The 21,550-nt window shown below is 70.5% G+C and carries 31 protein-coding genes; 2 read left to right on the forward strand and 29 right to left on the reverse strand.

Annotation, left to right across the window (positions count from 1 at the left end; all coding sequences use genetic code 11):
- Together MPTA5024_RS24850 and MPTA5024_RS41280 are read left to right on the forward strand one after the other, a co-directional pair.
- A partial coding sequence (locus tag MPTA5024_RS24850; RefSeq protein ID WP_198167357.1) for a hypothetical protein occupies window positions 1-871 on the forward strand: 871 nt, incomplete at its 5' end.
- Between the two features lie 1,638 nt (window positions 872-2,509).
- Entirely contained in the window at window positions 2,510-5,194 is a 2,685-nt protein-coding gene (locus MPTA5024_RS41280) for a hypothetical protein (protein ID WP_157099698.1), read from the forward strand.
- Here MPTA5024_RS41280 and truA read toward each other — a convergent pair.
- From truA to rpsS, 29 genes are all read right to left on the reverse strand, one after another.
- The gene (gene truA / locus MPTA5024_RS24860; RefSeq protein WP_036328458.1) at window positions 5,184-6,074 is read right to left on the reverse strand and encodes a tRNA pseudouridine(38-40) synthase TruA; all 891 of its coding nucleotides are present in this window, start codon (window positions 6,072-6,074) and stop codon (window positions 5,184-5,186) included. The genes MPTA5024_RS41280 and truA overlap by 11 nt on opposite strands.
- Before the next feature lie 91 nt (window positions 6,075-6,165).
- Complete coding sequence (rplQ, locus tag MPTA5024_RS24865) at window positions 6,166-6,714, reverse strand: 50S ribosomal protein L17 (protein WP_051458612.1); 549 nt, start codon at window positions 6,712-6,714, stop codon at window positions 6,166-6,168.
- A gap of 153 nt (window positions 6,715-6,867) precedes the next feature.
- On the reverse strand, window positions 6,868-7,884 hold the full coding sequence (locus MPTA5024_RS24870) for a DNA-directed RNA polymerase subunit alpha (protein WP_036328460.1): 1,017 nt from the start codon (window positions 7,882-7,884) through the stop codon (window positions 6,868-6,870).
- A 159-nt stretch (window positions 7,885-8,043) separates the two neighbouring features.
- Complete coding sequence (rpsD, locus tag MPTA5024_RS24875) at window positions 8,044-8,670, reverse strand: 30S ribosomal protein S4 (RefSeq protein WP_036328464.1); 627 nt, start codon at window positions 8,668-8,670, stop codon at window positions 8,044-8,046.
- 19 nt (window positions 8,671-8,689) lie between these two features.
- Entirely contained in the window at window positions 8,690-9,094 is a 405-nt protein-coding gene (gene rpsK / locus MPTA5024_RS24880; RefSeq protein ID WP_020542285.1) for a 30S ribosomal protein S11, read from the reverse strand.
- 34 nt (window positions 9,095-9,128) lie between these two features.
- Window positions 9,129-9,509: a 30S ribosomal protein S13 gene (rpsM, locus tag MPTA5024_RS24885; RefSeq protein WP_036328469.1), complete on the reverse strand. Its 381-nt coding sequence runs from the start codon at window positions 9,507-9,509 to the stop codon at window positions 9,129-9,131.
- Window positions 9,510-9,781: 272 nt separating this feature from the next.
- The gene (rpmJ, locus tag MPTA5024_RS24890; RefSeq protein ID WP_003956441.1) at window positions 9,782-9,895 is read right to left on the reverse strand and encodes a 50S ribosomal protein L36; all 114 of its coding nucleotides are present in this window, start codon (window positions 9,893-9,895) and stop codon (window positions 9,782-9,784) included.
- Window positions 9,896-9,940: 45 nt separating this feature from the next.
- The gene (gene infA, locus MPTA5024_RS24895) at window positions 9,941-10,162 is read right to left on the reverse strand and encodes a translation initiation factor IF-1 (RefSeq protein WP_012887858.1); all 222 of its coding nucleotides are present in this window, start codon (window positions 10,160-10,162) and stop codon (window positions 9,941-9,943) included.
- A 340-nt stretch (window positions 10,163-10,502) separates the two neighbouring features.
- The gene (locus MPTA5024_RS24900; RefSeq protein ID WP_036328477.1) at window positions 10,503-10,946 is read right to left on the reverse strand and encodes a hypothetical protein; all 444 of its coding nucleotides are present in this window, start codon (window positions 10,944-10,946) and stop codon (window positions 10,503-10,505) included.
- A 147-nt stretch (window positions 10,947-11,093) separates the two neighbouring features.
- Entirely contained in the window at window positions 11,094-11,540 is a 447-nt protein-coding gene (locus tag MPTA5024_RS24905) for a DUF1707 SHOCT-like domain-containing protein (RefSeq protein WP_036329433.1), read from the reverse strand.
- A 67-nt stretch (window positions 11,541-11,607) separates the two neighbouring features.
- Window positions 11,608-12,453: a type I methionyl aminopeptidase gene (gene map / locus MPTA5024_RS24910; RefSeq protein WP_036328479.1), complete on the reverse strand. Its 846-nt coding sequence runs from the start codon at window positions 12,451-12,453 to the stop codon at window positions 11,608-11,610.
- Between the two features lie 85 nt (window positions 12,454-12,538).
- Window positions 12,539-13,192: an adenylate kinase gene (locus MPTA5024_RS24915; protein WP_036328482.1), complete on the reverse strand. Its 654-nt coding sequence runs from the start codon at window positions 13,190-13,192 to the stop codon at window positions 12,539-12,541.
- Window positions 13,192-14,499: a preprotein translocase subunit SecY gene (gene secY, locus MPTA5024_RS24920; RefSeq protein ID WP_036328485.1), complete on the reverse strand. Its 1,308-nt coding sequence runs from the start codon at window positions 14,497-14,499 to the stop codon at window positions 13,192-13,194. Before secY ends, MPTA5024_RS24915 begins: the two co-directional genes overlap by 1 nt.
- 181 nt (window positions 14,500-14,680) lie before the next feature.
- A complete protein-coding gene (gene rplO / locus MPTA5024_RS24930) occupies window positions 14,681-15,136 on the reverse strand; it encodes a 50S ribosomal protein L15 (protein ID WP_036328488.1) in 456 nt (151 codons plus the stop codon).
- A gap of 2 nt (window positions 15,137-15,138) precedes the next feature.
- Window positions 15,139-15,336, reverse strand: coding sequence for a 50S ribosomal protein L30 (rpmD, locus tag MPTA5024_RS24935; RefSeq protein WP_036328491.1), 198 nt, complete (start codon window positions 15,334-15,336; stop codon window positions 15,139-15,141).
- 3 nt (window positions 15,337-15,339) lie between these two features.
- A complete protein-coding gene (gene rpsE / locus MPTA5024_RS24940; protein ID WP_036328494.1) occupies window positions 15,340-15,972 on the reverse strand; it encodes a 30S ribosomal protein S5 in 633 nt (210 codons plus the stop codon).
- 37 nt (window positions 15,973-16,009) lie between these two features.
- Window positions 16,010-16,393 (reverse strand): 50S ribosomal protein L18, encoded by a 384-nt coding sequence (rplR, locus tag MPTA5024_RS24945; protein WP_036328497.1) that lies wholly within the window; start codon window positions 16,391-16,393, stop codon window positions 16,010-16,012.
- Between the two features lie 2 nt (window positions 16,394-16,395).
- Window positions 16,396-16,938, reverse strand: coding sequence for a 50S ribosomal protein L6 (gene rplF, locus MPTA5024_RS24950; protein ID WP_036328500.1), 543 nt, complete (start codon window positions 16,936-16,938; stop codon window positions 16,396-16,398).
- Between the two features lie 19 nt (window positions 16,939-16,957).
- Entirely contained in the window at window positions 16,958-17,356 is a 399-nt protein-coding gene (rpsH, locus tag MPTA5024_RS24955) for a 30S ribosomal protein S8 (RefSeq protein WP_036328503.1), read from the reverse strand.
- 114 nt (window positions 17,357-17,470) lie between these two features.
- Window positions 17,471-17,656, reverse strand: coding sequence for a type Z 30S ribosomal protein S14 (locus tag MPTA5024_RS24960; RefSeq protein WP_030451489.1), 186 nt, complete (start codon window positions 17,654-17,656; stop codon window positions 17,471-17,473).
- A gap of 1 nt (window position 17,657) precedes the next feature.
- On the reverse strand, window positions 17,658-18,227 hold the full coding sequence (gene rplE / locus MPTA5024_RS24965) for a 50S ribosomal protein L5 (RefSeq protein ID WP_036328507.1): 570 nt from the start codon (window positions 18,225-18,227) through the stop codon (window positions 17,658-17,660).
- On the reverse strand, window positions 18,227-18,532 hold the full coding sequence (rplX, locus tag MPTA5024_RS24970; protein ID WP_084370019.1) for a 50S ribosomal protein L24: 306 nt from the start codon (window positions 18,530-18,532) through the stop codon (window positions 18,227-18,229). The genes rplE and rplX overlap by 1 nt, the downstream gene beginning before the upstream one ends.
- Before the next feature lie 8 nt (window positions 18,533-18,540).
- Window positions 18,541-18,909, reverse strand: coding sequence for a 50S ribosomal protein L14 (gene rplN / locus MPTA5024_RS24975; protein WP_036328509.1), 369 nt, complete (start codon window positions 18,907-18,909; stop codon window positions 18,541-18,543).
- 185 nt (window positions 18,910-19,094) lie between these two features.
- Window positions 19,095-19,379, reverse strand: coding sequence for a 30S ribosomal protein S17 (gene rpsQ / locus MPTA5024_RS24980; RefSeq protein ID WP_036328511.1), 285 nt, complete (start codon window positions 19,377-19,379; stop codon window positions 19,095-19,097).
- Complete coding sequence (gene rpmC, locus MPTA5024_RS24985) at window positions 19,372-19,608, reverse strand: 50S ribosomal protein L29 (RefSeq protein ID WP_036329435.1); 237 nt, start codon at window positions 19,606-19,608, stop codon at window positions 19,372-19,374. The genes rpsQ and rpmC overlap by 8 nt, the downstream gene beginning before the upstream one ends.
- Window positions 19,608-20,027: a 50S ribosomal protein L16 gene (rplP, locus tag MPTA5024_RS24990; RefSeq protein ID WP_036328513.1), complete on the reverse strand. Its 420-nt coding sequence runs from the start codon at window positions 20,025-20,027 to the stop codon at window positions 19,608-19,610. Before rplP ends, rpmC begins: the two co-directional genes overlap by 1 nt.
- Before the next feature lie 2 nt (window positions 20,028-20,029).
- On the reverse strand, window positions 20,030-20,884 hold the full coding sequence (gene rpsC / locus MPTA5024_RS24995; RefSeq protein ID WP_036328515.1) for a 30S ribosomal protein S3: 855 nt from the start codon (window positions 20,882-20,884) through the stop codon (window positions 20,030-20,032).
- Complete coding sequence (gene rplV / locus MPTA5024_RS25000) at window positions 20,884-21,237, reverse strand: 50S ribosomal protein L22 (RefSeq protein WP_036328517.1); 354 nt, start codon at window positions 21,235-21,237, stop codon at window positions 20,884-20,886. Before rplV ends, rpsC begins: the two co-directional genes overlap by 1 nt.
- A gap of 33 nt (window positions 21,238-21,270) precedes the next feature.
- Window positions 21,271-21,549, reverse strand: coding sequence for a 30S ribosomal protein S19 (rpsS, locus tag MPTA5024_RS25005; protein ID WP_036328519.1), 279 nt, complete (start codon window positions 21,547-21,549; stop codon window positions 21,271-21,273).
- Between the last annotated feature and the right edge of the window lies 1 nt (window position 21,550).

The following is a 21,550-nucleotide window of genomic DNA, read 5'->3' on the forward strand; positions in this document are numbered from 1 at the left end:
CGGCCCCTCCCCTTCGGGGGATCGCCCTGGTGACGCGCTGCGCGGGCGGGCCGACGCCTTCCGCGGTCAGGGCGCGGCCGACGCGGGACGGGGCGGCGCGGAGTCCCGGGTGCCGCCGCTGCCCGAACCGGTGTGGGATCCGGACGCCCCCGCCCCCTTCTGGCGACGCCCGCTCGTGCTGGGGGCGGCCCTCATCGCCCTGATCGCCGCGCTCTTCCTCGGGCTGTGGGTGGCCGCCAAGAACGAGACGAAGCCGGTCGCCGCCCCTGTCAAGCCGCCCACTCCGTCGCCGCTGGTCCCCGACGCGCCCGGCGGCAAGTACGGCTACGCGGCCTCCCGGGCAACCGACAAGATCCCCTTGAGCGTGGGCGAGATCTTCGGCAAGAAGAAGGTGACCAACAAGGGCAGGTCGTACACGCGCACGGCCTGGCGCAAGGAGAAGAGCTGCGCGGACGGCGTGACCGGCTCGAAGATCGCCAAGGCGCTGAAGGACGGCGGCTGCACCCAGCTCATCCGCGCCAGCTACGTGGACGCCAAGGGCACGATCATCGGCACGGTGGGGGTGGCCAACCTGAAGACCTCGGCGGCCGCGAAGAAGACGGCGTCCGCGGGGGGCGGCGGCGAACGCACCGACTTCCTCAAGCCGCTTCCCGGCAAGGACGAGGCGTCCAAGCACCTCGGCAGCGGCGAGGCGTACGCCGGAGGGTGGACGCACGGCCACTACGCCGTCCTGCTGTGGTTCCAGTTCAAGGACGGCCATCAGCCCGGGAAGTCGGAGCTCAAGAAGCTGTACCAGACGGCCGTGGACATCACCGACGCGACTGTTTTCCCTGCCCTGGAGACGCGTTCGCTGACGGGCGGCCACGGGTGACAGGACGCCGGTTTCCTGGCGTTTCGTCATCTGATTCCGTTGCGGTGGACCATGGCGCGGGTCATGCGTAAACGCCCATAGGGGCACGGCGGGCACGGCGGCGCGGATACGCTTCCGGCTATGCGTGGCCAGGATTCCGGTTCCGAGCACGAACACGACACGGCGGTGAATCGCCGCGAGTCGGACGCCGACGGCTCGGCGGCTCCTCCCATGCCCCCGCCGAGCTTCGGGCAGACCCCCGTGGAAGGGCCGGCGTGGACGCCCGACGAGGACGCCTCGGCCTACAGCTGGCTGTCGCCCCTGCCCTCGGCGTCCTCCGAGCCCTCTCCGTACGGTCCGGCCGGCGACGACTCCCCGGAGGACCTGGAGTCGACGCGGCGGTTCCCGGCGCAGCCCGGCCTTCCCCTGCCGCCCTCCCCCGCGGCTCAAGGCTCTGCCGGGCAGCCCGGGTACCCGCCGCCGCCCGCGGCGCCTCCCGGGCCGGCGTCCGGACCGTATTCCGGCTCTCCTGCCGGACCGTATTCCGGACCCTCTCAGGGGCCGTATCCCGGGCCGCCTGGTGGGCCGGAGGAGGCGGGGGCGTTTGTGCCGCCCGCCGGGGCCACCACCCCTCCCTCCGCGCCCTGGCCGCCCGCCCCGCACCAGGGCACGCCCCCGGAGGGAACGGCATGGCCGCCCCGGCCCGGCGCCGGACCCTCCTCCACGCCTCCGCAGGGCACGTCCTGGCCGCCCGCGCCGGCACCCGGTACGGCGTGGTCCCCCGACCAGCAGGGCGGGCCGCCCTGGCAGGGCACGCCGCGGTCCGGAGGCCCGTCAGGAGCTCCTTCCGCGCCTCCTGAGGGGCCCGCGTGGCCGCCCGCGCCGCAGCCCAGCGGTCCGGGGAGCGACGGCGCCTGGCAGCCTCCGGCACAACCCGGCGTGCCTCCCGCGTCCGGCTGGCAGCCGCCGCCCTCGTTCAACGGCGTCCCCGGTAACGACCCCGGAGCCCAGGGGTGGCCCCTGCCGGATCCGGAGCCGTCGGAGCACCTGTCCTGGCCCGCCCCCTCGCCCGATGCCGGCCGTGCCCCGTGGCCCGGCCCGGCGCAGGGACCTCACCCGGGCTGGAACCCGCCCATCCCTCCGCCTGCCGCTCCCGCCGACGGGCGGCAGCCGCACGACGTTCAGGGCGGCCCGCCCGCCCCCTGGCCGGGGGCCGTCCCTGGGCAGGCGCCGCCCCCGCCCCCCGGCATGCCCGTGTGGCAGGGCTCCCCACAGACCTGGCCGCAGCACTCTTCGGGTGGCGCCGGGGTGGAGGCGCAGGGATGGCACGACGGAGGGCCGCAGCCGCCGTACGGCACGCCCCATCCCAACCAGCCGGCGGAGCCCGCCGCTCCTCACGCGGGGGATCGGGAAGGCCTGCGGCCTGTGCCGCCAGACCCCGGCGCCGGACCGGGATGGCGGCCCGACTGGCACGTCCCCCCACAGGCCGTGGGCCAGGCGGGGGACCGGCCCTCGGCGCCAGGACCTGTGTGGCCCGCACCGGTCCCGGAGGCCGGCGCGGCCCCGTCCACTCCTCCCTCCGCCCCGCCCTCCTCCGCGCCGGAGCGGACCGACAGGCCCGGTCAGGAGGACGCGAGCGACGCGGCTCCCGCGCGCTTCGTGAACTGGCCGTCTTCGGGCGAGCCCGAGCAGGCCGCTCACGCGGAGGAGGCTTCGGCGGCGCAGGTCCGACCGGCGGAGCCCGGCGACGTGCCCGTGTGGCCGCCGCGGCTTCCCGGCGAGCCCTACACGTCCGCCGAGGAGGACCAGGAGGGTGGCGGCCGTCCCGGCGGGTTCGGCACCTCATGGCCGCCCGCCACGGCGTACGAGGACGGCGGCGCGACCCGGCAGGACGACGCGACCGGCACGGACCGCGACTCCACCCGTCAGGGCGACGGACCAGGGGACGCCTCGCGCGAGGCGGGCACACCCACCGCCACGAGCGGTGAGGAGGGCTCCAGCGCTCGGCCGGCCGCCACGTCCGCGATCGGCGTCGCCTCCGCAGGCGGCCTGCCCTCCGCTGAGCAGGCGACGGCCGCGAACGCGTCCGGCGGTGACGGCGCCGCGAGTGCGGACTCCGCCCACGTCGCCGACGTGCCGGCCGACGCCTCGGCGACCTCCGCCGGCACGGCCGGCGCGGCGCACAGCGGAGTCTCCGACGTGCAGGGCGGCGCCGCCGGCGGCAGTGGCGCGGACGCCTCGGCGACCTCCGCCGGCACGGCGCACAGCGGCGACGCGTCGGCGCTCCCCGGCACCACAGGCGGCACGACGCACGGCACCACCACGCCCGGCCCTTCGGCCTCGACCGGCGGCCATCCCGGCGCCACGACCGACCCCTCGGCCCCCCTCCTTGCCGCATCCGGCATCACGGACGGCCTCTCGGCCCCCACCACGGGCCCTGCCGGGTCCGGCACGGCCGAGGACGGCCCGGCGGCCTCCGGCGGCGTGGCCGGCGACGCGCTCGACGCGGCGCCGGGCTCCGCGATCCCCGCCACCACGGCGTCCGGCTCCGTCGCCCCGGCCGACCAGGTGCCCTCCTCCGGCGCACCGGGCACCGGGGTGCCCGCGACGCCACCCCTCGGCTCCGCGGTACCCCCCGCCGGCCCGGCCCTCCCCGGCGACGCGCTGGACGGCCCGGGAGGCACCCTCCCTGTGGAGGAGACGACGGGATCGGCCACCGTTCCTGCCGGCGGAAACCCCGCCGACGCGGGTGGTTCGCCGACCGGGCGGCACGCGGTGCGGCCCGCCGACGGCGGCGTTCCCGGCCAGGAGGGCGCCACCGGGGTTCCGTCGCCGTACGCGGCCGCGCCCGGCGCACCCGCCCAGCCCGGCGCCGCCTCCTACCCGCCCCCGGGCGCACCCGCGGAGCCCGGCGCACCCTGGCCGTACGGCACACCGGCGTACCCCGGCGCCGCCGGCTCGCCCTACCAGCCCGGCACGCCGGGCGACCCCGGCACGACGACATCGCCGTACGCGTACGGGAACGACGCGGGTGCGCCGGGCGCCGGTGGCGTCCCCGGCCACCAGCACCCGGGCGTGTACGGGCCGCAGGGCGTCAACGGGTCGCCGGTCGGCGGGCACCCGGGCCAGCCGTGGCCGTACGGTCCCGCCTCTCCCGACAGCTCATCCGGCGCCACCCCGGTGGAGGGCTTCGTCCTCCCCCCGAACACGGTCCTTCCGCCGAACACGGTCCTCCCGCCGAACACGGTCCTCCCGCCGAACGCGCCGTGGCAGGGCGACGGCTCGCCCTCCCCGTACGGCGCCCTCGCCTCGTCCCCGCCCCTCTCCCCCGCCTCCCCCGGCGCGCCGGTCAGCGGCGGTCAGCCGGTGGAGGCGCCATCCGCGGATGTGCCGCCCGCCGATGCCACCGCGTCGCGGCCGGCCTCGCCCGAGACACCCCCAGGACACATGCCCTCGACTTCCTCCCCCGCCGGGCCGGCCTCGACGACGGCCTCCGGCGACACGCCGTTCGCCTTCACCCCGGTGACGCCCGCCAAGGCCGGGAAGCCGACGCCCCCGCCCGGGTTCGGCTCGACCCCGCCGTCCCCCGGCTCCGCGCTCCCCGTGCCGCTGCGCCGCCCGGCCGCGCCGGGCGGAGGGAGCGGCGGCGCGATCAGGAAGGCGCTGCTCGCGGCCGGCGCCGTCGTCGTCGTGGCGGCGATCGGCACGGCGGCCTACTACGCCTACTCGGGAGACACCGGGAACTCGCCCGTGAGCCGCCCGGCGGCCACCGGCGGCGCGACGACCGCGATCCCGCAGGCGAGCACGGCGGCGGCGTCGGTGGTCGACTCGGAGACTACCGACCCGAAGACGATGTCCCCGGGCGAGGCGTTCCCCGACACCAGGGTGACGCTGGCCGGGCGGACCTTCCGCAGGGTCAAGGTCGACGTCACCGACACCTGCCGCCAGGCGGCCGCCGGGGCGTTCGCGCAGGCGCTGGAGCAGCAGCAGTGCCGCCGGGTGCTGCGGGCCACCTACATCGACGGCAAGCGCGACTACGCGGTCACCACGGGCATCGCCGTGATGCCGACCAAGCAGGCCGCGCTCACGGTCGACCAGGCGAAGGACCTCGCGGCCAACGTCTGGTTCAAGGGGCTGAACGGCAAGGAGTCCAGCGGCGCCAGCCGGGTGGCGATCTCCGGCGGCTACGCCGCGGGCATGGTCTGGGGGCGGTACATCGTCTTCAGCTACGCCACCTACGCCGACGGGCACACCCCGGACGCCAAGGACAAGAACCTCGTCCCGGTGAGCGGCGAGTTCCGCGACCTCACGGCCCAGGTGGTGCAGAAGCGCGTCAGGAAGTGAGCGTGCGGACCCGGCGCGTCGCCTCGGCGCGCCGGGCCAGCTCCTCGCCGGCCGGGTAGCGCACCTCCTCCAGCGTCAGCCCGTGCGCGGGCGCGACGTGCACCCCCGGATCCCGTACGGCTCCCGCCAGCACCTCGCCCGGCCACTCCACGGGCCGCCGGCCCTCGCCCACGGTCAGCAGCGAGCCCACCAGGGCCCTGACCATCGAATGGCAGAACGCGTCGGCCACGACCGTCGCCAGGACGACGCCGTCCGCGCCCCTCGCCCATTCCAGCCGCTGGAGCTCCCGGATCGTGGTGGCCCCCTCGCGCCTGCGGCAGAACGCCGCGAAGTCGTGCTCTCCGAGCAGCCGGGCCGACGCGGCGTTCAGCAGGCCCACGTCGAGCGGCCGGGCGAACCACAGCACCTCCCGCCGCCGCAGCGGGTCGACGCCGCCCGGGGCGTCGCAGACGCGGTAGCCGTACCGGCGGGACAGCGCCGAGAAACGGGCGTCGAAGCCCTCCGGAGCGACGGAGACGGCATGAACCCGGACATCCGGGGGCAGGACCCCGGCCAGCCGCCGCGTGAGCGTGGAGAGCCACTGGGAGCCGTTCTCCCGCCAGCCCTCCTCGGCGTCGGCGACGGTCTCGCGCGCGGACGACCCCGCGGCCGCCAGCGCGCCGAGGGGCACGTCCACGTGGGCCACCTGGCCGCGCGCGTGGACCCCGGCGTCGGTGCGCCCGGCGACGGTCAGCCCGGGCGGCGGGTCGAGGCGCAGGACGCGGCCCAGCGCCTCCTCCAGCACGCCCTGTACCGTACGGCGGTCCGGCTGCCGGGCCCACCCCGAGAAATCCGTCCCATCGTACCCCAGGTCCAGCCTCAGCCGGACGTCTCGCTCCACGCCGTCCCTCCCCTGCGACACCGGCCCGCAAAACACGAGCGGGCCCAGGATCCCCCGAAGGGGACACTGAGCCCGCTCACAAAGCCTGGGATCAGGCCTCGTCCTTCTTCTCGCCGTCCGCGGGCTGCTCCGCCTCGGCGGCCTCCGGAGCCGTCTCCACGGCCTCGGCGGTCTCCGTCTCCGGAGCGGTCTCCTCGGCCGGGGTCTCGGCCGGGGCGGTCTCCTCGGCGACCGGAGCCGCGGCGGCGGCCGGAGCCGTGCGGGAGACGCGGACCGGGTTCAGCTGCTCGGTCACCAGCTCGATGACCGCCATCGGAGCGGCGTCGCCCTTACGCGGGCCAAGCTTGGTGATCCGGGTGTAGCCGCCCGGGCGCTCGGCAAAGGTGGGGGCGATCTCGGTGAAGAGGTGGTGGACGACGCCCTTGTCGCGGACGACGGTCAGCACCTGGCGACGGTTGTGGATGTCGCCCTTCTTCGCCTTGGTGATCAGCTTCTCCGCGAGCGGGCGGAGACGCTTCGCCTTGGCCTCGGTGGTGCGGATCCGGCCGTTCTGGAACAGCTGGGTGGCGAGGTTCGCCAGGATCAGCCGCTCGTGGGCCGGGCTGCCGCCGAAGCGGGGGCCCTTGGTGGGCTTGGGCATGTGATGCTCCTCATGGATAACCCGCCCCGGCCGTGTCAGGTACCGGGGTCGGGCCGACCGGCGTACCGGTCGTGGCTGTCATCGCCGCCCCACGCCGTACGACGCGGGGCGGCCGGTGATGCGGTGGTGCCTACCGGCAGCGATCGGTGACGATCAGTACTGCTCGGTCTCGATGAAGCCGCCGTCCTCGTCGTCGTACCCGCCGCCGGCGACCGCGGACGGGTCGAATCCGGGCGGCGAGTCCTTGAGGGCGAGGCCCATCTCGTGCAGCTTCTGCTTGACCTCTTCGATCGACTTGGCGCCGAAGTTGCGGATGTCCAGCAGGTCCTGCTCGCTGCGGGCGACGAGCTCACCCACGGTGTGGATGCCCTCGCGCTTGAGGCAGTTGTACGAGCGGACGGTGAGGTTGAGCTCCTCGATCGGCAGCGCCAGGTCGGCGGCCAGGGCCGCGTCCGTCGGCGACGGGCCGATGTCGATGCCCTCGGCCTCGACGTTGAGCTCGCGGGCCAGGCCGAAGAGCTCGACGAGGGTCTTGCCGGCCGAGGCCACCGCGTCGCGGGGCTTCATGGACGGCTTGGTCTCGACGTCGAGGATCAGACGGTCGAAGTCCGTGCGCTGCTCGACACGGGTGGCCTCGACCTTGTAGGTGACCTTGAGAACCGGGGAGTAGATCGAGTCGATCGGGATCCGGCCGATCTCCTGGCCCGGCTGCTTGTTCTGCGCCGCGGAGACGTAGCCGCGACCGCGCTCGACGGTCAGCTCCATCTCCAGCTTCGCCTTCCCGTTGAGGGTGGCGATGTGGAGGTCCGGGTTGTGCACCTCGACGCCGGCCGGGGGCGCGATGTCCGCGGCCGTGACCTCGCCCGGGCCCTGCTTGCGCAGGTACATCACCACGGGCTCGTCGTGCTCGGAGGAGACGACCAGCGACTTGAGGTTGAGGATGATGTCGGTGACGTCTTCCTTGACCCCGGGCACGGTCGAGAACTCGTGCAGCACGCCCTCGATGCGGATGCTGGTGACCGCCGCCCCCGGGATGGAGGACAGCAGCGTGCGCCGCACCGAGTTTCCGATGGTGTAGCCGAAGCCCGGCTCGAGAGGCTCGATGATGAACCTGGACCGGTGCTCCTCGAGCTGCTCCTCCTGGAGGCTCGGGCGCTGTGCGATCAGCATGGATCACTCCTGAATCCGGGACGGGCCGCCCTGCCGGGCGAGAGCCGGTCCCTCGGTTACGGCGGCGCCCGCTATTTGACGCCGCTCGCCTACAACCATGATGCCGCACGGCCGGCGAAACCGGCCGTACGGCGTCATGACCTGGTGCCGGAGCCCTACTTACTTGGAGTAGAGCTCGACGATGAGCTGCTCCTGGACCAGCGTGTCGATCTGCTGGCGGACCGGGAGCTGGTGCACGAGGACGCGCATGGCCTCCGGCGAGACACCCAGCCACGCGGGCACGGTGCGGTCGCCGGCGGTGGCGCGGGCCACCTCGTACGGCATGAGGTTGCGGGACTTCTCCCGGACCTCGACGATGTCGTGCTCGCGCACGCGGTACGACGGGATGTCGACCTTCTTGCCGTTCACCAGGAAGTGGCCGTGGCGCACCTGCTGGCGGGCGGCGTCGCGCGACTCGGCGAAACCGGCGCGGTAGACGACGTTGTCGAGACGGCTCTCCAGGATCTGGAGGAGGTTCTCACCCGTCTTGCCGGTCTTGCGGTTGGCTTCCTCGTAGTAGTTGTGGAACTGCTTCTCGAGGACGCCGTAGATCCGGCGGGTCTTCTGCTTCTCGCGAAGCTGAAGCTGGTACTCCGACTCCTTGGGGCGGCCGCGGCCGTGCTCACCCGGCGGGTACGGACGGATCTCGATGGGGCACTTGGCGGACTCGCACTTCTTGCCCTTGAGGAAGAGCTTCGTCTTCTCACGACGGCAGAGCTTGCAGTCCGGACCCGTGTAACGAGCCATTTCCTTCTATCTCCTGAGCTCAGACGCGGCGGCGCTTGGGCGGACGGCAGCCGTTGTGCGGGACCGGGGTCACGTCCTGGATGGACCCGACCTCGAGACCGGTCGCCTGCAGCGAACGGATGGCGGTCTCACGGCCGGAGCCGGGACCCTTGACGAAGACGTCGACCTTGCGCATGCCGTGCTCCATGGCACGCCGGGCGGCGTTCTCGGCAGCCATCTGGGCCGCGAACGGGGTGGACTTGCGGGAGCCCTTGAACCCGACGTGGCCGGCGCTGGCCCAGGAGATCACGTTCCCGTTGGGGTCGGTGATCGAGACGATCGTGTTGTTGAACGTGCTCTTGATGTGGGCGTGCCCGTGAGCGACGTTCTTCTTTTCCTTGCGGCGCACCTTCTTCGGTGCGCCCTGGCGGCTCTTCGGCGGCATTTAAGCGCTATCTCCTGGAATGTGGCTGCGAGGACTACTTCTTGCCCGGCTTCTTCTTGCCGGCGACGGTCTTCTTCTTACCCTTGCGGGTGCGAGCGTTCGTCTGCGTCCGCTGACCGTGGACGGGCAGGCCCTTGCGGTGCCTGATGCCCTGGTAGCAGCCGATCTCGATCTTGCGGCGGATGTCGGCCTGGACCTCGCGGCGGAGGTCACCCTCGATCTTGTAGTTCGCCTCGATGTAGTCGCGCATCGGCACGAGCTCGGCGTCCGTCAGCTGGTGGACGCGCAGGTCGGGGCTGATGCCCGTCGCCTCGAGGATCTCCTGGGCGCGGGTGCGGCCGATTCCGAAAATGTAGGTGAGAGCGATCTCCAGCCGCTTGTCGCGGGGGAGGTCGACGCCAACCAGGCGGGCCATGGTCGGGCATTCTCCTTCTTGTGGCGGAGGTCTCGCGCCTCACTCCCCTCCCCATGCCCGGGGCGAGGGCCCCGGCCTCCGACCGGGGGTCTCCAACGTGGTACGGCCTCCCCGTGGGGACGCCGCCTGCGCCGGTGTGAGACACCGTTTCCGTTGTCCGGCCGGACCCGCGGGCGTCTCCGCCCGGCGTCCGCGCCGGAGGCTCCTCACATGCGTCGAGTCCGCCACTCGGGCGGACCGTGCGGGAGCCTGGCGACTCTAGGGAGTGATCCCTAGCCCTGACGCTGCTTGTGGCGCAGGTTGTCGCAGATCACCATGACGCGACCGTGCCGGCGGATCACCTTGCACTTGTCGCAGATCTTCTTGACGCTCGGCTTGACCTTCATAGTCCTTATTCGTTCCGCATACGACCCAGCCTCGGAGAGGCGGGCCTACTTGTACCGATAGACGATCCGCCCACGACTGAGGTCGTAGGGGCTCAGTTCCACGACAACCCTGTCGTCGGGAAGGATCCGGATGTAGTGCATCCGCATTCGCCCGCTGATGTGGGCCAGGACCTTATGGCCGTTGTCGAGCTGCACCCGGAACATCGCGTTCGGGAGCGACTCAACCACAGTGCCCTCAATCTCGATGGCGCCGTCTTTCTTGGCCATGACCCTCGCGTTTCGCTGATCGATCGTCAGAGGCTTCGGAACACTAAGCAGCCGCGACCTTCGTGGCGCTTCCAGAGAGCGGCGATCTGCCAGACCGCCTACGCGCAAAGGTCATAGTGAACCGACAAAGGAGTGTACGCCAACCCGGCCCGAATTGCGAAACGAAGGCATGGGGTCCCGACACAACCAGATGAAAGGGTACCCGTCCGCCCTCGTCCGGGCCACTCCCCGCGCCCTCAGCCGGGCCGCACGCGGGAAGGGGCCCGCCCGGACCGGGCGAGCCCCTCTGCAACCTCGAAGCGTTCCTCTCGGAACCCCCGTGCCGCTCGGAGCGGACATCTCAGAAGACGTCGTGCCAGCTGCCGCAGTCCTCGGTCGGGCCGCCCTCGCAGACCCGGACGTCGAAGTCGTCGAAGCCGTGGCTGCGGGTGAACCCGCCGAAGTGGCCGATGTGCACGTGGTCGAAGGTCCGGAACGACCGGAAGTGCGAGCCGCCGTCGTCGTGCCAGCGGAACCAGACGTAGCTGTACTCACGGTCGTGGTCCCGGTCGTACAGGTCGCCGAAGAAGTAGTAGCGGCCGTTGTCGCGGTACCAGTAGCCCTTGCTGAAGTACGACCGGTCGCCGCGGTGCTCGCCGTGGCTGCCGCCGTAGCTGGAGTAGGTCGTGCCGAAGAAGTGCTTGAACGGGCTGGCCGTGGTCGCGGCCTGGGCCGGGGCCGACATGAGGCCCGCGGCGAGGGCGCCGGCCACGGCGGTCCCGGCGAGGACGGTGCGCAGGTTCATTGTTCCTCCAGGGGATTTTCGTCGAAGATGCTGCTCATCTCCGGACACCCCTGAAATTACGGACGATCGCCTATCCGTTCTGCGCAGGAATCCACACTCGGCCGGTTCTTCAACCAGGAAAAATACACACAGGGGGCGGCGCCCCGGTCAGCGGCCGCGCTTGGTGTTGTGCGTCGTCCCGAAGATCGTGCCGACGAGCATGATGGCGCCCCAGGGACCCATGACCCACAGCGGCCACGGGTAGACGAGGTGCCCCGACGTGACGCTCACGATGATCCAGATGACCCAGTTAATCGCGCTGGCCGACGCCCAGGCCGCCCAGGACGCCTTGAGCGAGTTCTGGGCCTTGTCGGCGGGCCTGCGACCGTCGCTCCGAACGGGGGCGACGGTGGCGGGCAGGGTGTGCAGGTCGATCTCGGGCAGGTCGGACGTGACCTTCGCCAGCTCGCCGTACGTGCGGCTCTGGTAGACCTGCTCCAGGCGCTCGCCGAACTCGTCCACGGTGAGCCTGCCCTGGGCCATGTGCTCGCGCAGTGCCGCGGCGACCCTGTCCCGGTCCCCGTCGGACGCCCGCATCTCCGGCGCTGCCGCCATCACCATCTCCCGCTGTCGAGCGATACGACCATTATGGTTCACCGGCGGGCGAGGAAAGCAGCGGGAATCAGGGCTTTTCCGGCAGCACGGTCGCCGCGCCGTCCCCGGCCAGGAGCGTCGCCAGCTTGGCCTCTCCCCCGTCGAGGGCGGTCAGGACCAGCGGCCCGTTCTCCGTGACGGCGACGCTGTGCTCGAAGTGCGCCGAGGGCTTGCCGTCGAGCGTGACCACGGTCCAGTCGTCGGCCAGCACCTTGGTGCGGTCGGTGCCCAGGTTGACCATGGGCTCGACGGCGAAGCACATGCCCGCCTCGAAGCGGGGGCCACGGCCGGGCCGGCCGTGGTTGGCCACCCACGGGTCCATGTGCATCTCGGTCCCGATGCCGTGGCCGCCGTACTCCTGGGGGATGCCGTAGCGGCCCTGGGAGCGGACGTACTTCTCGACCTGGTGACCGATGTCGGACAGGAAGCCGCCGACCCGCAGCGCGGCGATGCCGCGCCACATGGCCTCCTCGGTGACGCGGATCAGCTCGGTGAGCGCCGGGTCGACCTCGCCGACCGCTACAGTGATCGCCGAGTCGCCGTGCCAGCCGTCGAGGATGGCGCCGCAGTCGATCGCGATGACGTCGCCCTCGCGCAGCTTCCTGCTGTCGGTCGGGATGCCGTGGACCACCTCGTGGTTCACCGACGCGCAGATGGTCGCAGGGAAGCCCTGGTAGCCCTTGAACGAGGGGATGGCGCCCTCGCCGCGGATCGCCTCCTCGGCGATGGCGTCGAGGTCGAGGGGGGTGATCCCGGGCCGCACGGACGACCGGAGCAGCTCCAGCGTCCGGCCCACGACCAGGCCCGCGGCGCGCATCTTGTCGATCTGCTCCGCGTTCTTGATCTGGATCCCGTGCTTGCTCTTCTTGAACACTTGTCCACCCCCTCACGTGATTGTCCCATATAAGCCTGAACGCCACCCCAAGGATAGGGATGGCGTCCGTGGCCGTGGTAATGCCTCAGTCGGCGAACCGCCGCAGCGCCGACATCGCCCGCTGGGTGACCTCCTCGACCGGCCCGGTCGCGTCGACCCCCTGCAGGATGCCCTCGTCTGCGTAGAAGGAGATCAGCGGCGCCGTCTGCTCCTGGTAGACCTCCAGGCGGTGCCTGATGGTCTCCTCGCGGTCGTCGTCGCGCTGGAACAGCTCGCCGCCGCACGCGTCGCAGACGCCGGCGACGGCCGGCGGGTCGAACAGCTCGTGCCAGACCTTGCCGCAGGAACGGCAGGTGCGCCGCCCGGCCAGCCGCCGTACGACCTCGTCGTCGTCGACCACCAGGTTGAGCACCACGTCGAGGGAGATGCCGAACTCGGCCAGCATCTTCTTGAGGACCTCGGCCTGCGGCACGTTGCGGGGGAACCCGTCGAGGAGGAAGCCCTCCTGCGCGTCGTCCTCCGACAGCCGGTCGCGGACCATGGCGACCGTGACCTCGTCGGGGACGAGGTCACCGCGGTCCATGTACTCCTTGGCGAGCTTGCCGAGCTCCGTGCCGCCGGACACGTTGGCACGGAAGATGTCGCCTGTCGAGATTTTCGGGATCGACAGGTGCGAAGCGATGAACTGGGCCTGCGTCCCCTTACCCGCTCCGGGGGGCCCGACCAGGACGACGCGCACTATCTCAGGAAGCCCTCGTAGTTGCGCTGCTGCAGCTGGCTCTCGATCTGCTTGACCGTGTCCAGGCCAACACCAACCATGATCAGAATGCTGGTCCCTCCGAACGGGAAGTTCTGGCTCGCCCCGGCCACCGCCAGCGCGATGATCGGGATGAGCGAGATGACACCCAGATACGGAGCGCCGGCGGCGGTGAGCCGCGTGAGCACGTAGTTCAGGTACTCGGCGGTCGGCCGGCCCGGACGGATGCCCGGGATGAACCCACCGTACTTCTTCATGTTGTCGGCCACCTCAACGGGGTTGAAGGTGATGGACACGTAGAAGTAGGTGAAGAAGATGATGAGGGCGAAGAACGTGCCCATGTAGACCGGGTGGTCACCCCGGACCATGTTCTGCGCCAGCCACTCGACCACCGCGTTCGGCTTGTTGCTGTTGCCGAACAGCGTCACCAGCAGCTGCGGCAGGTACAGCAGCGAGGAGGCGAAGATGACCGGGATGATGCCGGCCTGGTTCACCTTCAGCGGGATATAGGTCGAGGTGCCGCCGTACATCCGGCGGCCGACCATGCGCTTCGCGTACTGGACCGGGATCCGGCGCTGCGCCTGCTCGATGAACACGACGACCGCGATCATCACGATGCCGACGATCATCACGACCACGAACTTGAACGGGCTCAGGCGGTAGATGCTCAGCAGCTCGGACGGGAAGACCGCGATGACCTGCGTGAAGATCAGGATCGACATGCCGTTGCCGACGCCGCGGTCGGTCACGAGCTCGCCCAGCCACATGATGACGGCCGTGCCGGCGGTCATGATGATCACCATGGTGACCAGCGGGAAGACGTCCTGGCTGAGCAGGATCTGCTCGCGGCAGCTCGGGAACAGCTGGCCGCTGCGGGCCAGCGCGACGAACGCCGTGGACTGCAGGACCGCCAGACCGATGGTGAGGTACCGCGTGTACTGCGTGATCTTCGACGTCCCCGCCTGGCCCTCCTTCTTCAGGGCCTCGAGACGGGGGATGACCACGGTCAGCAGCTGCAGGATGATGCTCGCGGTGATGTACGGCATGATGCCGAGCGCGAACACGGAAAGTTTCAGAAGGGCGCCGCCCGAGAAGAGCTGGACCATCCCGTAGATGTTGCCGGCGTCGCCGGACTGGGCCTGGTCGAGACACAGGCGGACGTTCGCGGCGTTCACGCCCGGCGTGGGGAGCACCGAGCCGAGCCGGAACAGCGCGATGATGCCCAAGGTGAAGAGCAGCTTCTTGCGCAGGTCCGGCGTCCGGAATGCCCGGGTAATCGCGGTTAGCACGGTCCCTCCTGCGCGCCTGTGACGCGGTGACGGTCGGTGACGGCCTGGACGGCGTCTCTCGACATGAGTACTTGCCTATGAGCCTGGTCGGCCGCGGCGCGGGGCCGCTGCCCAGCGAACTCTAACGCACTACGGGCGCGGAGGCTCATAACGAACCTCCGCGCCTCGCGCAGCATCATGCCTACAGCTCGGAGACCGAGCCGCCGGCCGCGGCGATCTTCTCCTTCGCGGACGCCGAGAAGGCGTGCGCCTGCACGTTGAGCGCGACGGAGATGTCACCGGTGCCCAGCACCTTGACGAGCTGGTTCTTGCGGACCGCACCCTTGGCGACGAGGTCGTCGATCGTGACGTCGCCGCCCTGGGGGAACAGCTCCCCGAGCCTGTCCAGGTTGACGACCTGGTAGGACGTCTTGAACAGGGCGTTGGAGAAGCCCTTCAGCTTCGGCAGCCGCCGCTGCAGCGGCACCTGGCCACCCTCGAAGCCCGGCATCACGGTGTTGCGGGCCTTGGTGCCCTTGGTGCCCCGGCCGGCCGTCTTGCCCTTGGAGCCCTCGCCGCGGCCCTTGCGGACCTTCGACTTGTTGGCGCCCGGAGCCGGACGGAGGTCGTGCAGCTTGAGCGGAGCGTTGTCGGTCATGACTACTCGACCCCCTCTTCGGAGAGCTCGGCCACCTCGACGAGGTGCGTCACCTTGGCGACCATGCCCCGGATCTCCGGGCGGTCCTCCTTGACGACGACGTCGCCGATCCGCTTCAGGCCGAGCGAGCGCAGCGAGTCACGCTGGTTCTGCGTGCCGCCGATCTTCGAACGGACCTGGGTGATCTTCAGACGCGCCATGGACTAGCTCACCGCCTTCGCGGCGGCGGCGGCCTCGGCGAGGCCCTCCGCGCGAGCCTTGAGCATCGCCTTGGGGGCGACGTCCTCGATCGGCAGGCCACGGCGGGCGGCGATCTCCTCGGGCCGGCTGAGGCCCTTCAGAGCCGCCACGGTGGCGTGCACGATGTTGATCGGGTTGTCCGAGCCGAGCGACTTGGACAGCACGTCGTGGATGCCGGCGCACTCCAGGACCGCGCGCACCGGACCGCCCGCGATGACACCCGTACCGGCCGAGGCCGGACGCAGGAGGACGACGCCCGCGGCGTCCTCGCCCTGCACGGTGTGCGGGATGGTGCCCTGGATGCGCGGAACCTTGAAGAAGTGCTTCTTGGCCTCCTCGACGCCCTTGGCGATCGCCGCGGGCACCTCCTTGGCCTTGCCGTACCCGACGCCGACGAGGCCGTTGCCGTCCCCGACGATGACGAGCGCGGTGAAGCTGAAGCGCCGGCCGCCCTTGACGACCTTCGCCACTCGGTTGATCTTTACGACGCGCTCGATGTACGAGACGCCCTTGTCTGCGGCGCCACCGCGGCGATCCTCACGACGGTCACGCCGCTCGCCACCGCCGCCTGCACCGCGACGCGGAGCTGCAGCCATCAGTGGTTCCTCTTCTCGTTGCTCGTAGGACGGGCCATCAGAATTGCAGCCCGCCTTCACGGGCGCTGTCCGCGAGAGCGGCCACGCGCCCCGCGTAGCGGTTGCCACCGCGGTCGAAGACGACAGCGGTGATCCCGGCGGTCTTGGCCCGCTGAGCGAGAAGCTCGCCGACCTTCTTCGCCTTGTCGGTCTTGTCCCCCTCGGAGCCGCGGAGCGAGGCGTCCATGGTGGAGGCGCTCACCAGCGTGTGGCCCTGGGTGTCGTCGACGATCTGCACGAACAGGTGCCGCGTGGACCGGTTGACGACGAGACGGGGACGCTCCGGCGTGCCGAAGACGTTCTTGCGGACGCGGCGGTGCCGGCGGGCCCGCGAGATCGTGCGGGCGGCCGTGTGCTTGCCGAACGCAGTCTTGCCAGCCATGGCTACTTACCAGCCTTTCCGACCTTGCGGCGGACAACCTCGCCCTGGTAGCGCACGCCCTTGCCCTTGTACGGGTCGGGCTTGCGCAGCTTGCGGATGTTCGCGGCGACCTCGCCGACCTTCTGCTTGTCGATGCCGTCCACGTGGAACAGGGTCGGCCGCTCGACGCGGAAGGAGACGCCCTCGGGGGCGTCGACGATCACCGGGTGGCTGAAGCCCAGCGAGAACTCCAGCTGCGTCGGGCCCTTGGCCGCGACGCGGTAACCGACGCCGACGATCTCCAGCGTCTTCGTGTAGCCCTGAGTGACGCCCGCGACCATGTTGGCGATCAGCGTGCGGGACAGGCCGTGCAGAGCACGGACCTTGTTCTCGTCGTTCGGCCGGGAGACGGCGATGGTGCCGTCCTCGCCGCGAGAGACCTCGATCGGCTCCGCGACAGTGTGAGTGAGCGTGCCCTTCGGCCCCTTGACCTGGACGTTCCGGCCGTCGATGGTGATGTCGACACCCGCCGGTACGGGGATGGGCAGCCGTCCGATTCGCGACATGCTGTGGTTCCTCCCCTCGTTACCAGACGTAGGCGAGGACTTCCCCGCCCACTCCACGCTTGCCGGCCTGCTTGTCCGTCATGAGGCCGCCGGACGTCGAGATGATCGCGACGCCCAGGCCGCCCAGCACGCGGGGCAGGTTGTCCTTCTTTGCATAGACCCGCAGACCGGGCTTCGACACCCGGCGCAGGCCGGCGATCGAACGCTCGCGGCTCGGGCCGAACTTCAGCTCCACCACGAGGTTCTTGCCGACCTTGGCGTCCTCGACGCTCCAGGCCTGGATGTAGCCCTCCTGCTGGAGGATCTCCGCGATGTGTGCCTTGATCTTGGAGTAAGGCATGCTCACGGTGTCGTGATAGGCCGAGTTCGCGTTACGCAGACGCGTCAGCATGTCTGCGATCGGGTCGGTCATCGTCATGGCCGGTGGCCTTCCTCACCGCGGTTTCCCCAGGCTGGGACCTACGGTGTGGTCGTGGGCGCCGTACGGCGCCCGGTTGATGTGACTTGTGGTGCGGCTGGCCGGCGCTGCGGCTTACCAGCTCGACTTGGTGATGCCGGGCAGCTCGCCCCGGTGCGCCATCTCGCGGAAGCACACGCGGCACAGCCCGAACTTGCGGTAGACAGCGCGGGGACGGCCACAGCGCGAGCAACGAGTGTACGCCCTGACCTCGAACTTCTGCTTGCGCGCTGCCTTGACCTTCAGCGACGTCTTCGCCATCTCAGGCCTCCTTGAAGGGGAATCCGAGGTGCTTCAGCAGCGCCCGGCCCTGGTCGTCGTTCGTGGCGCTGGTCACGACCGTGATGTCCATGCCCCGCTGCCGGTCGACCCTGTCCTGGTCGACCTCGTGGAACATGACCTGCTCCGTGAGACCGAACGTGTAGTTGCCGTTGCCGTCGAACTGCTTCGGCGACAGACCGCGGAAGTCCCGGATGCGCGGCAGCGCGAGCGACAGCAGGCGGTCGAGGAACTCCCACATGCGGTCGCCTCGGAGCGTCACGTGCGCGCCGATCGGCATGCCCTCGCGCAGCTTGAACTGCGCGATGGACTTGCGGGCGCGGGCGACGGCCGGCTTCTGGCCGGTGATCGCGGTGAGGTCGCGGACGGCGCCCTCGATGAGCTTCGAGTCGCGGGCGGCCTCGCCGACGCCCATGTTCACCTTGATCTTGGTGATCGTGGGCACCTGCATGATGTTCTCGATGCCGAACTCCTCGCGCAGCTTCGCGATGATCTCCTCGCGGTAGCGCTGCTTGAGGCGCGGAAGGGTGCGCTCTTCAGTGGTGGCGGTCATCAGCTTTCCTCACCCGCCGCGTCGGCGTCGCTCTTCGCGGCGGCCTTCTTCTCGGGCTTGTCGGCCTTCTCCTCATCCTTGAGCTTCTTCACGTTGCTCACGTGGATGGGGGCCTCCATGGTCTGCACGCCGCCCTCCTTGGCGCCGCGCGGGCCCTGGTGGGTCACCTTGGAGTGCTTCTTGATCATGTTCACGCCCTCGACCACCACGCGCTCCTCACGCGGGTAGGCGGCGATGATCCGGCCCTTGGCGCCCTTGTCCTTGCCGGCGATGACCTGGACCAGGTCACCCTTCTTCACGTGCAGCTTCGACATCACAGCACCTCCGGGGCGAGCGAGATGATGCGCATGAACTTCTTGTCGCGCAGTTCCCGGCCGACCGGGCCGAAGATGCGGGTGCCGCGAGGGTCGCCGCTGTCCTTGATGATGACCGCGGCGTTCTCGTCGAAGCGGATGTAGGAGCCGTCGGGGCGGCGGCGCTCCTTCACGGTGCGCACCACGACAGCCTTGACAACGTCGCCTTTCTTCACGCCTCCGCCGGGAATGGCGTCCTTCACCGTCGCAACGATGACGTCGCCGATTCCCGCGTAGCGCCGACCCGAGCCGCCGAGAACGCGGATGCAGAGAATCTCCTTGGCACCCGTGTTGTCGGCGACCTTGAGCCGCGACTCCTGCTGAATCACGTCTACTCCTGTTTGTCGTGCCGGTTCTCACCCGGTGGTGAGCCTGGCCGAACCCGATGTGGTCTTTTTCCCTCGGCGACAGCCGTACCGCCGCCGCGGGCGGGCGGGGCCGCCGCGCGGTCCCGCCCCTTGGACACCGTCATGGGGGGCGGTCTCCCACCCCCCACGAGGCGCGTCTGCTGGTGTTACTTGGCCTTCTCGAGGATCTCGACGACCCGCCAGCGCTTGGTGGCGGACAGCGGCCGGGTCTCCATCAGGAGGACGCGGTCGCCGACGCCGCAGGCGTTCTGCTCGTCGTGGGCCTTGTACTTGGTCGTACGGCGGATGACCTTGCCGTACAGGGGGTGCTTGACGCGGTCCTCGACGGCGACGACGACGGTCTTGTCCATCTTGTCGCTGACGACCAGGCCCTCACGGGTCTTGCGGTAGTTCCGCGCCTCGGTGGTCGTGGTCTCAGTTGCTTCAGCCATCGCTCGGCTCCTTCTCGACCGTGACGATGCCGAGCTCCCGCTCGCGCATCACGGTGTAGATACGGGCGATCTCGCGGCGGACGGCGCGCAGCCGCCCGTGGCTCTCCAACTGCCCCGTCGCCGACTGGAAGCGGAGGTTGAACAGCTCCTCCTTCGCCTCCTTCAGCTTCTGGACGAGGACGTCCTGGTCCTCGACCCGCAGCTCCGCGGCGGTCAGACCCTTAGCCATCACGCCTCACCCACTTCACGCTTGACGAACCGGCACTTCATGGGCAGCTTGTGCATCGCGCGGCGCATGGCCTCACGGGCCACGGGCTCGGCGACGCCGGACAGCTCGAACATGACTCGGCCGGGCTTGACATTGGCGATCCACCACTCCGGAGAGCCCTTACCGGAACCCATGCGGGTCTCGGCCGGCTTCTTCGTGAGCGGACGGTCCGGGAAGATGTTGATCCAGACCTTGCCGCCACGGCGGATGTGCCGGGTCATGGCGATACGCGCGGCCTCGATCTGGCGGTTGGTCACGTAGGAGTGCTCAAGCGCCTGGATGCCGAACTCGCCGAACACCACCCGGGTGCCACCCTTGGCCGCACCGTGACGGTCGGGCCGGTGCTGCTTACGGTGCTTGACCCTGCGCGGGATCAGCATGGTCAGCTCCCTTCAGCACCCGGCTGCTCCGCCGGGCCGGTCTCGGGGGCGGCCTGCGCGGCCGCCTCGGTCCTGGGGGCGCGGTCGCCGCGACCCGCGGCGCCGCCACGACGCGGACGGTCGCCGCCGCCACGACGCGGACGGTCGCCCGTGCCGCCACCGCGACGGTCGTCGCGCTCACGACGCTGACTCGCCCGGGCGCCGGCCGCGGCGGCCTCGCGCTCCTGGCGGCTCGTCGGAGCCTCGCCCTTGTAGATCCACACCTTCACGCCGATACGGCCGAAGGTGGTCCGGGCCTCGTAGAGCCCGAAGTCGATGTCGGCGCGGAGCGTGTGCAGGGGCACGCGGCCCTCGCGGTAGAACTCCGAGCGCGACATCTCGGCGCCGCCCAGACGGCCGGAGCACTGGACACGGATGCCCTTGGCCCCGCTCTTCATGGCGGACTGCATGGCCTTGCGCATGGCCCGGCGGAACGAGACGCGGCTGGACAGCTGCTCGGCCACGCCCTGCGCGACGAGCTGCGCGTCGATCTCGGGGTTCTTCACCTCGAGGATGTTCAGCTGGACCTGCTTCTTGGTCAGCTTCTCCAGGTCGCCGCGGATGCGGTCGGCCTCGGCGCCGCGGCGGCCGATGACGATGCCCGGCCGGGCGGTGTGGATGTCGACCTGCACGCGGTCGGTCGTGCGCTCGATCTCGACCTTGGAGATGCCGGCCCGCTCCATGCCCTTCTGCAGCATGCGACGGATCGCCACGTCCTCGGCGACGTACGACTTGTACAGCTTGTCGGCGTACCACCGGCTCTTGAAGTCGGTCGTGATGCCGAGGCGGAACCCGTGCGGGTTAACCTTCTGGCCCACTAGCGGGTCCTTCCCTTCGGCTCGCGGGACTCCACGATCACGGTGATGTGGCTCGTCCGCTTGTTGATCCGATAGGCGCGACCCTGGGCACGCGGGCGGAACCGCTTCAGGGTCGGACCCTCGTCCACCCACGCGCGGCTCACGAAGAGCGTGTCCCGGTCGAGCTTGAAGTTGTGCTCCGCGTTCGCGATCGCGCTCGAGAGCACCTTGTAGACGGTCTCGCTCGCCGACTGGGGAGCGAACTGCAGCACGGCCTGCGCCTCCGAAGCGGGCAGCCCGCGAATGAGGTCCACCACGCGGCGGGCCTTCCGGGGCGTGTGGCGCGCGTACCGCGCCTGTGCCCTGGCTTCCATCGCTTTCTCCTCTAACTGCTTGCTTGAAGGCGCTTACCGCCGGCTGCGGCGGTCTTCCTTGACGTGGCTGCGGAACGTCCGCGTGGGGGCGAACTCACCGAGCTTGTGACCGATCATGGCCTCGGTGATGAACACCGGGACGTGCTTGCGGCCGTCGTGCACGGCGATCGTGTGGCCGATCATGTCGGGCACGATCATGGAGCGCCGCGACCACGTCTTGATGACGTTCTTGGTGCCCTTCTCGTTCTGGACATCCACCTTCTTCTGAAGGTGATCGTCCACGAAGGGACCCTTCTTAAGACTACGTGGCATA

This window comes from Microbispora sp. ATCC PTA-5024 (assembly GCF_000511135.2).
Taxonomy (GTDB): domain Bacteria; phylum Actinomycetota; class Actinomycetes; order Streptosporangiales; family Streptosporangiaceae; genus Microbispora; species Microbispora corallina.

Excerpts from the sequence above, each read along its gene's own strand:
- rplV (WP_036328517.1), bottom strand. The coding sequence starts at position 21,237 with ATGGAAGCCAGGGCACAGGCGCGGTACGCGCGCCACACGCCCCGGAAG.
- MPTA5024_RS24960 (WP_030451489.1), bottom strand. The coding sequence starts at position 17,656 with ATGGCGAAGACGTCGCTGAAGGTCAAGGCAGCGCGCAAGCAGAAGTTC.
- rpmC (WP_036329435.1), bottom strand. The coding sequence starts at position 19,608 with ATGGCTAAGGGTCTGACCGCCGCGGAGCTGCGGGTCGAGGACCAGGAC.
- rplP (WP_036328513.1), bottom strand. The coding sequence starts at position 20,027 with ATGCTGATCCCGCGCAGGGTCAAGCACCGTAAGCAGCACCGGCCCGAC.
- rpsE (WP_036328494.1), bottom strand. The coding sequence starts at position 15,972 with ATGGCTGCAGCTCCGCGTCGCGGTGCAGGCGGCGGTGGCGAGCGGCGT.
- rplF (WP_036328500.1), bottom strand. The coding sequence starts at position 16,938 with ATGTCGCGAATCGGACGGCTGCCCATCCCCGTACCGGCGGGTGTCGAC.
- rpsK (WP_020542285.1), bottom strand. The coding sequence starts at position 9,094 with ATGCCGCCGAAGAGCCGCCAGGGCGCACCGAAGAAGGTGCGCCGCAAG.
- rpmD (WP_036328491.1), bottom strand. The coding sequence starts at position 15,336 with ATGGCGCGTCTGAAGATCACCCAGGTCCGTTCGAAGATCGGCGGCACG.
- MPTA5024_RS24905 (WP_036329433.1), bottom strand. The coding sequence starts at position 11,540 with ATGGCGGCAGCGCCGGAGATGCGGGCGTCCGACGGGGACCGGGACAGG.
- rpsD (WP_036328464.1), bottom strand. The coding sequence starts at position 8,670 with ATGGCTCGTTACACGGGTCCGGACTGCAAGCTCTGCCGTCGTGAGAAG.
- rpsH (WP_036328503.1), bottom strand. The coding sequence starts at position 17,356 with ATGACGATGACCGACCCGATCGCAGACATGCTGACGCGTCTGCGTAAC.
- rplR (WP_036328497.1), bottom strand. The coding sequence starts at position 16,393 with ATGGCTGGCAAGACTGCGTTCGGCAAGCACACGGCCGCCCGCACGATC.
- rpsM (WP_036328469.1), bottom strand. The coding sequence starts at position 9,509 with ATGGCCCGCCTGGTTGGCGTCGACCTCCCCCGCGACAAGCGGCTGGAG.
- rplE (WP_036328507.1), bottom strand. The coding sequence starts at position 18,227 with ATGACCGCCACCACTGAAGAGCGCACCCTTCCGCGCCTCAAGCAGCGC.
- rpsS (WP_036328519.1), bottom strand. The coding sequence starts at position 21,549 with ATGCCACGTAGTCTTAAGAAGGGTCCCTTCGTGGACGATCACCTTCAG.
- MPTA5024_RS24900 (WP_036328477.1), bottom strand. The coding sequence starts at position 10,946 with ATGAACCTGCGCACCGTCCTCGCCGGGACCGCCGTGGCCGGCGCCCTC.
- rpsQ (WP_036328511.1), bottom strand. The coding sequence starts at position 19,379 with ATGGCTGAAGCAACTGAGACCACGACCACCGAGGCGCGGAACTACCGC.
- MPTA5024_RS24870 (WP_036328460.1), bottom strand. The coding sequence starts at position 7,884 with ATGCTGATCGCACAGCGCCCGAGCCTCCAGGAGGAGCAGCTCGAGGAG.
- infA (WP_012887858.1), bottom strand. The coding sequence starts at position 10,162 with ATGGCCAAGAAAGACGGCGCCATCGAGATTGAGGGCACTGTGGTTGAG.
- rplO (WP_036328488.1), bottom strand. The coding sequence starts at position 15,136 with ATGACCGACAACGCTCCGCTCAAGCTGCACGACCTCCGTCCGGCTCCG.
- rplQ (WP_051458612.1), bottom strand. The coding sequence starts at position 6,714 with ATGCCCAAGCCCACCAAGGGCCCCCGCTTCGGCGGCAGCCCGGCCCAC.
- rpmJ (WP_003956441.1), bottom strand. The coding sequence starts at position 9,895 with ATGAAGGTCAAGCCGAGCGTCAAGAAGATCTGCGACAAGTGCAAGGTG.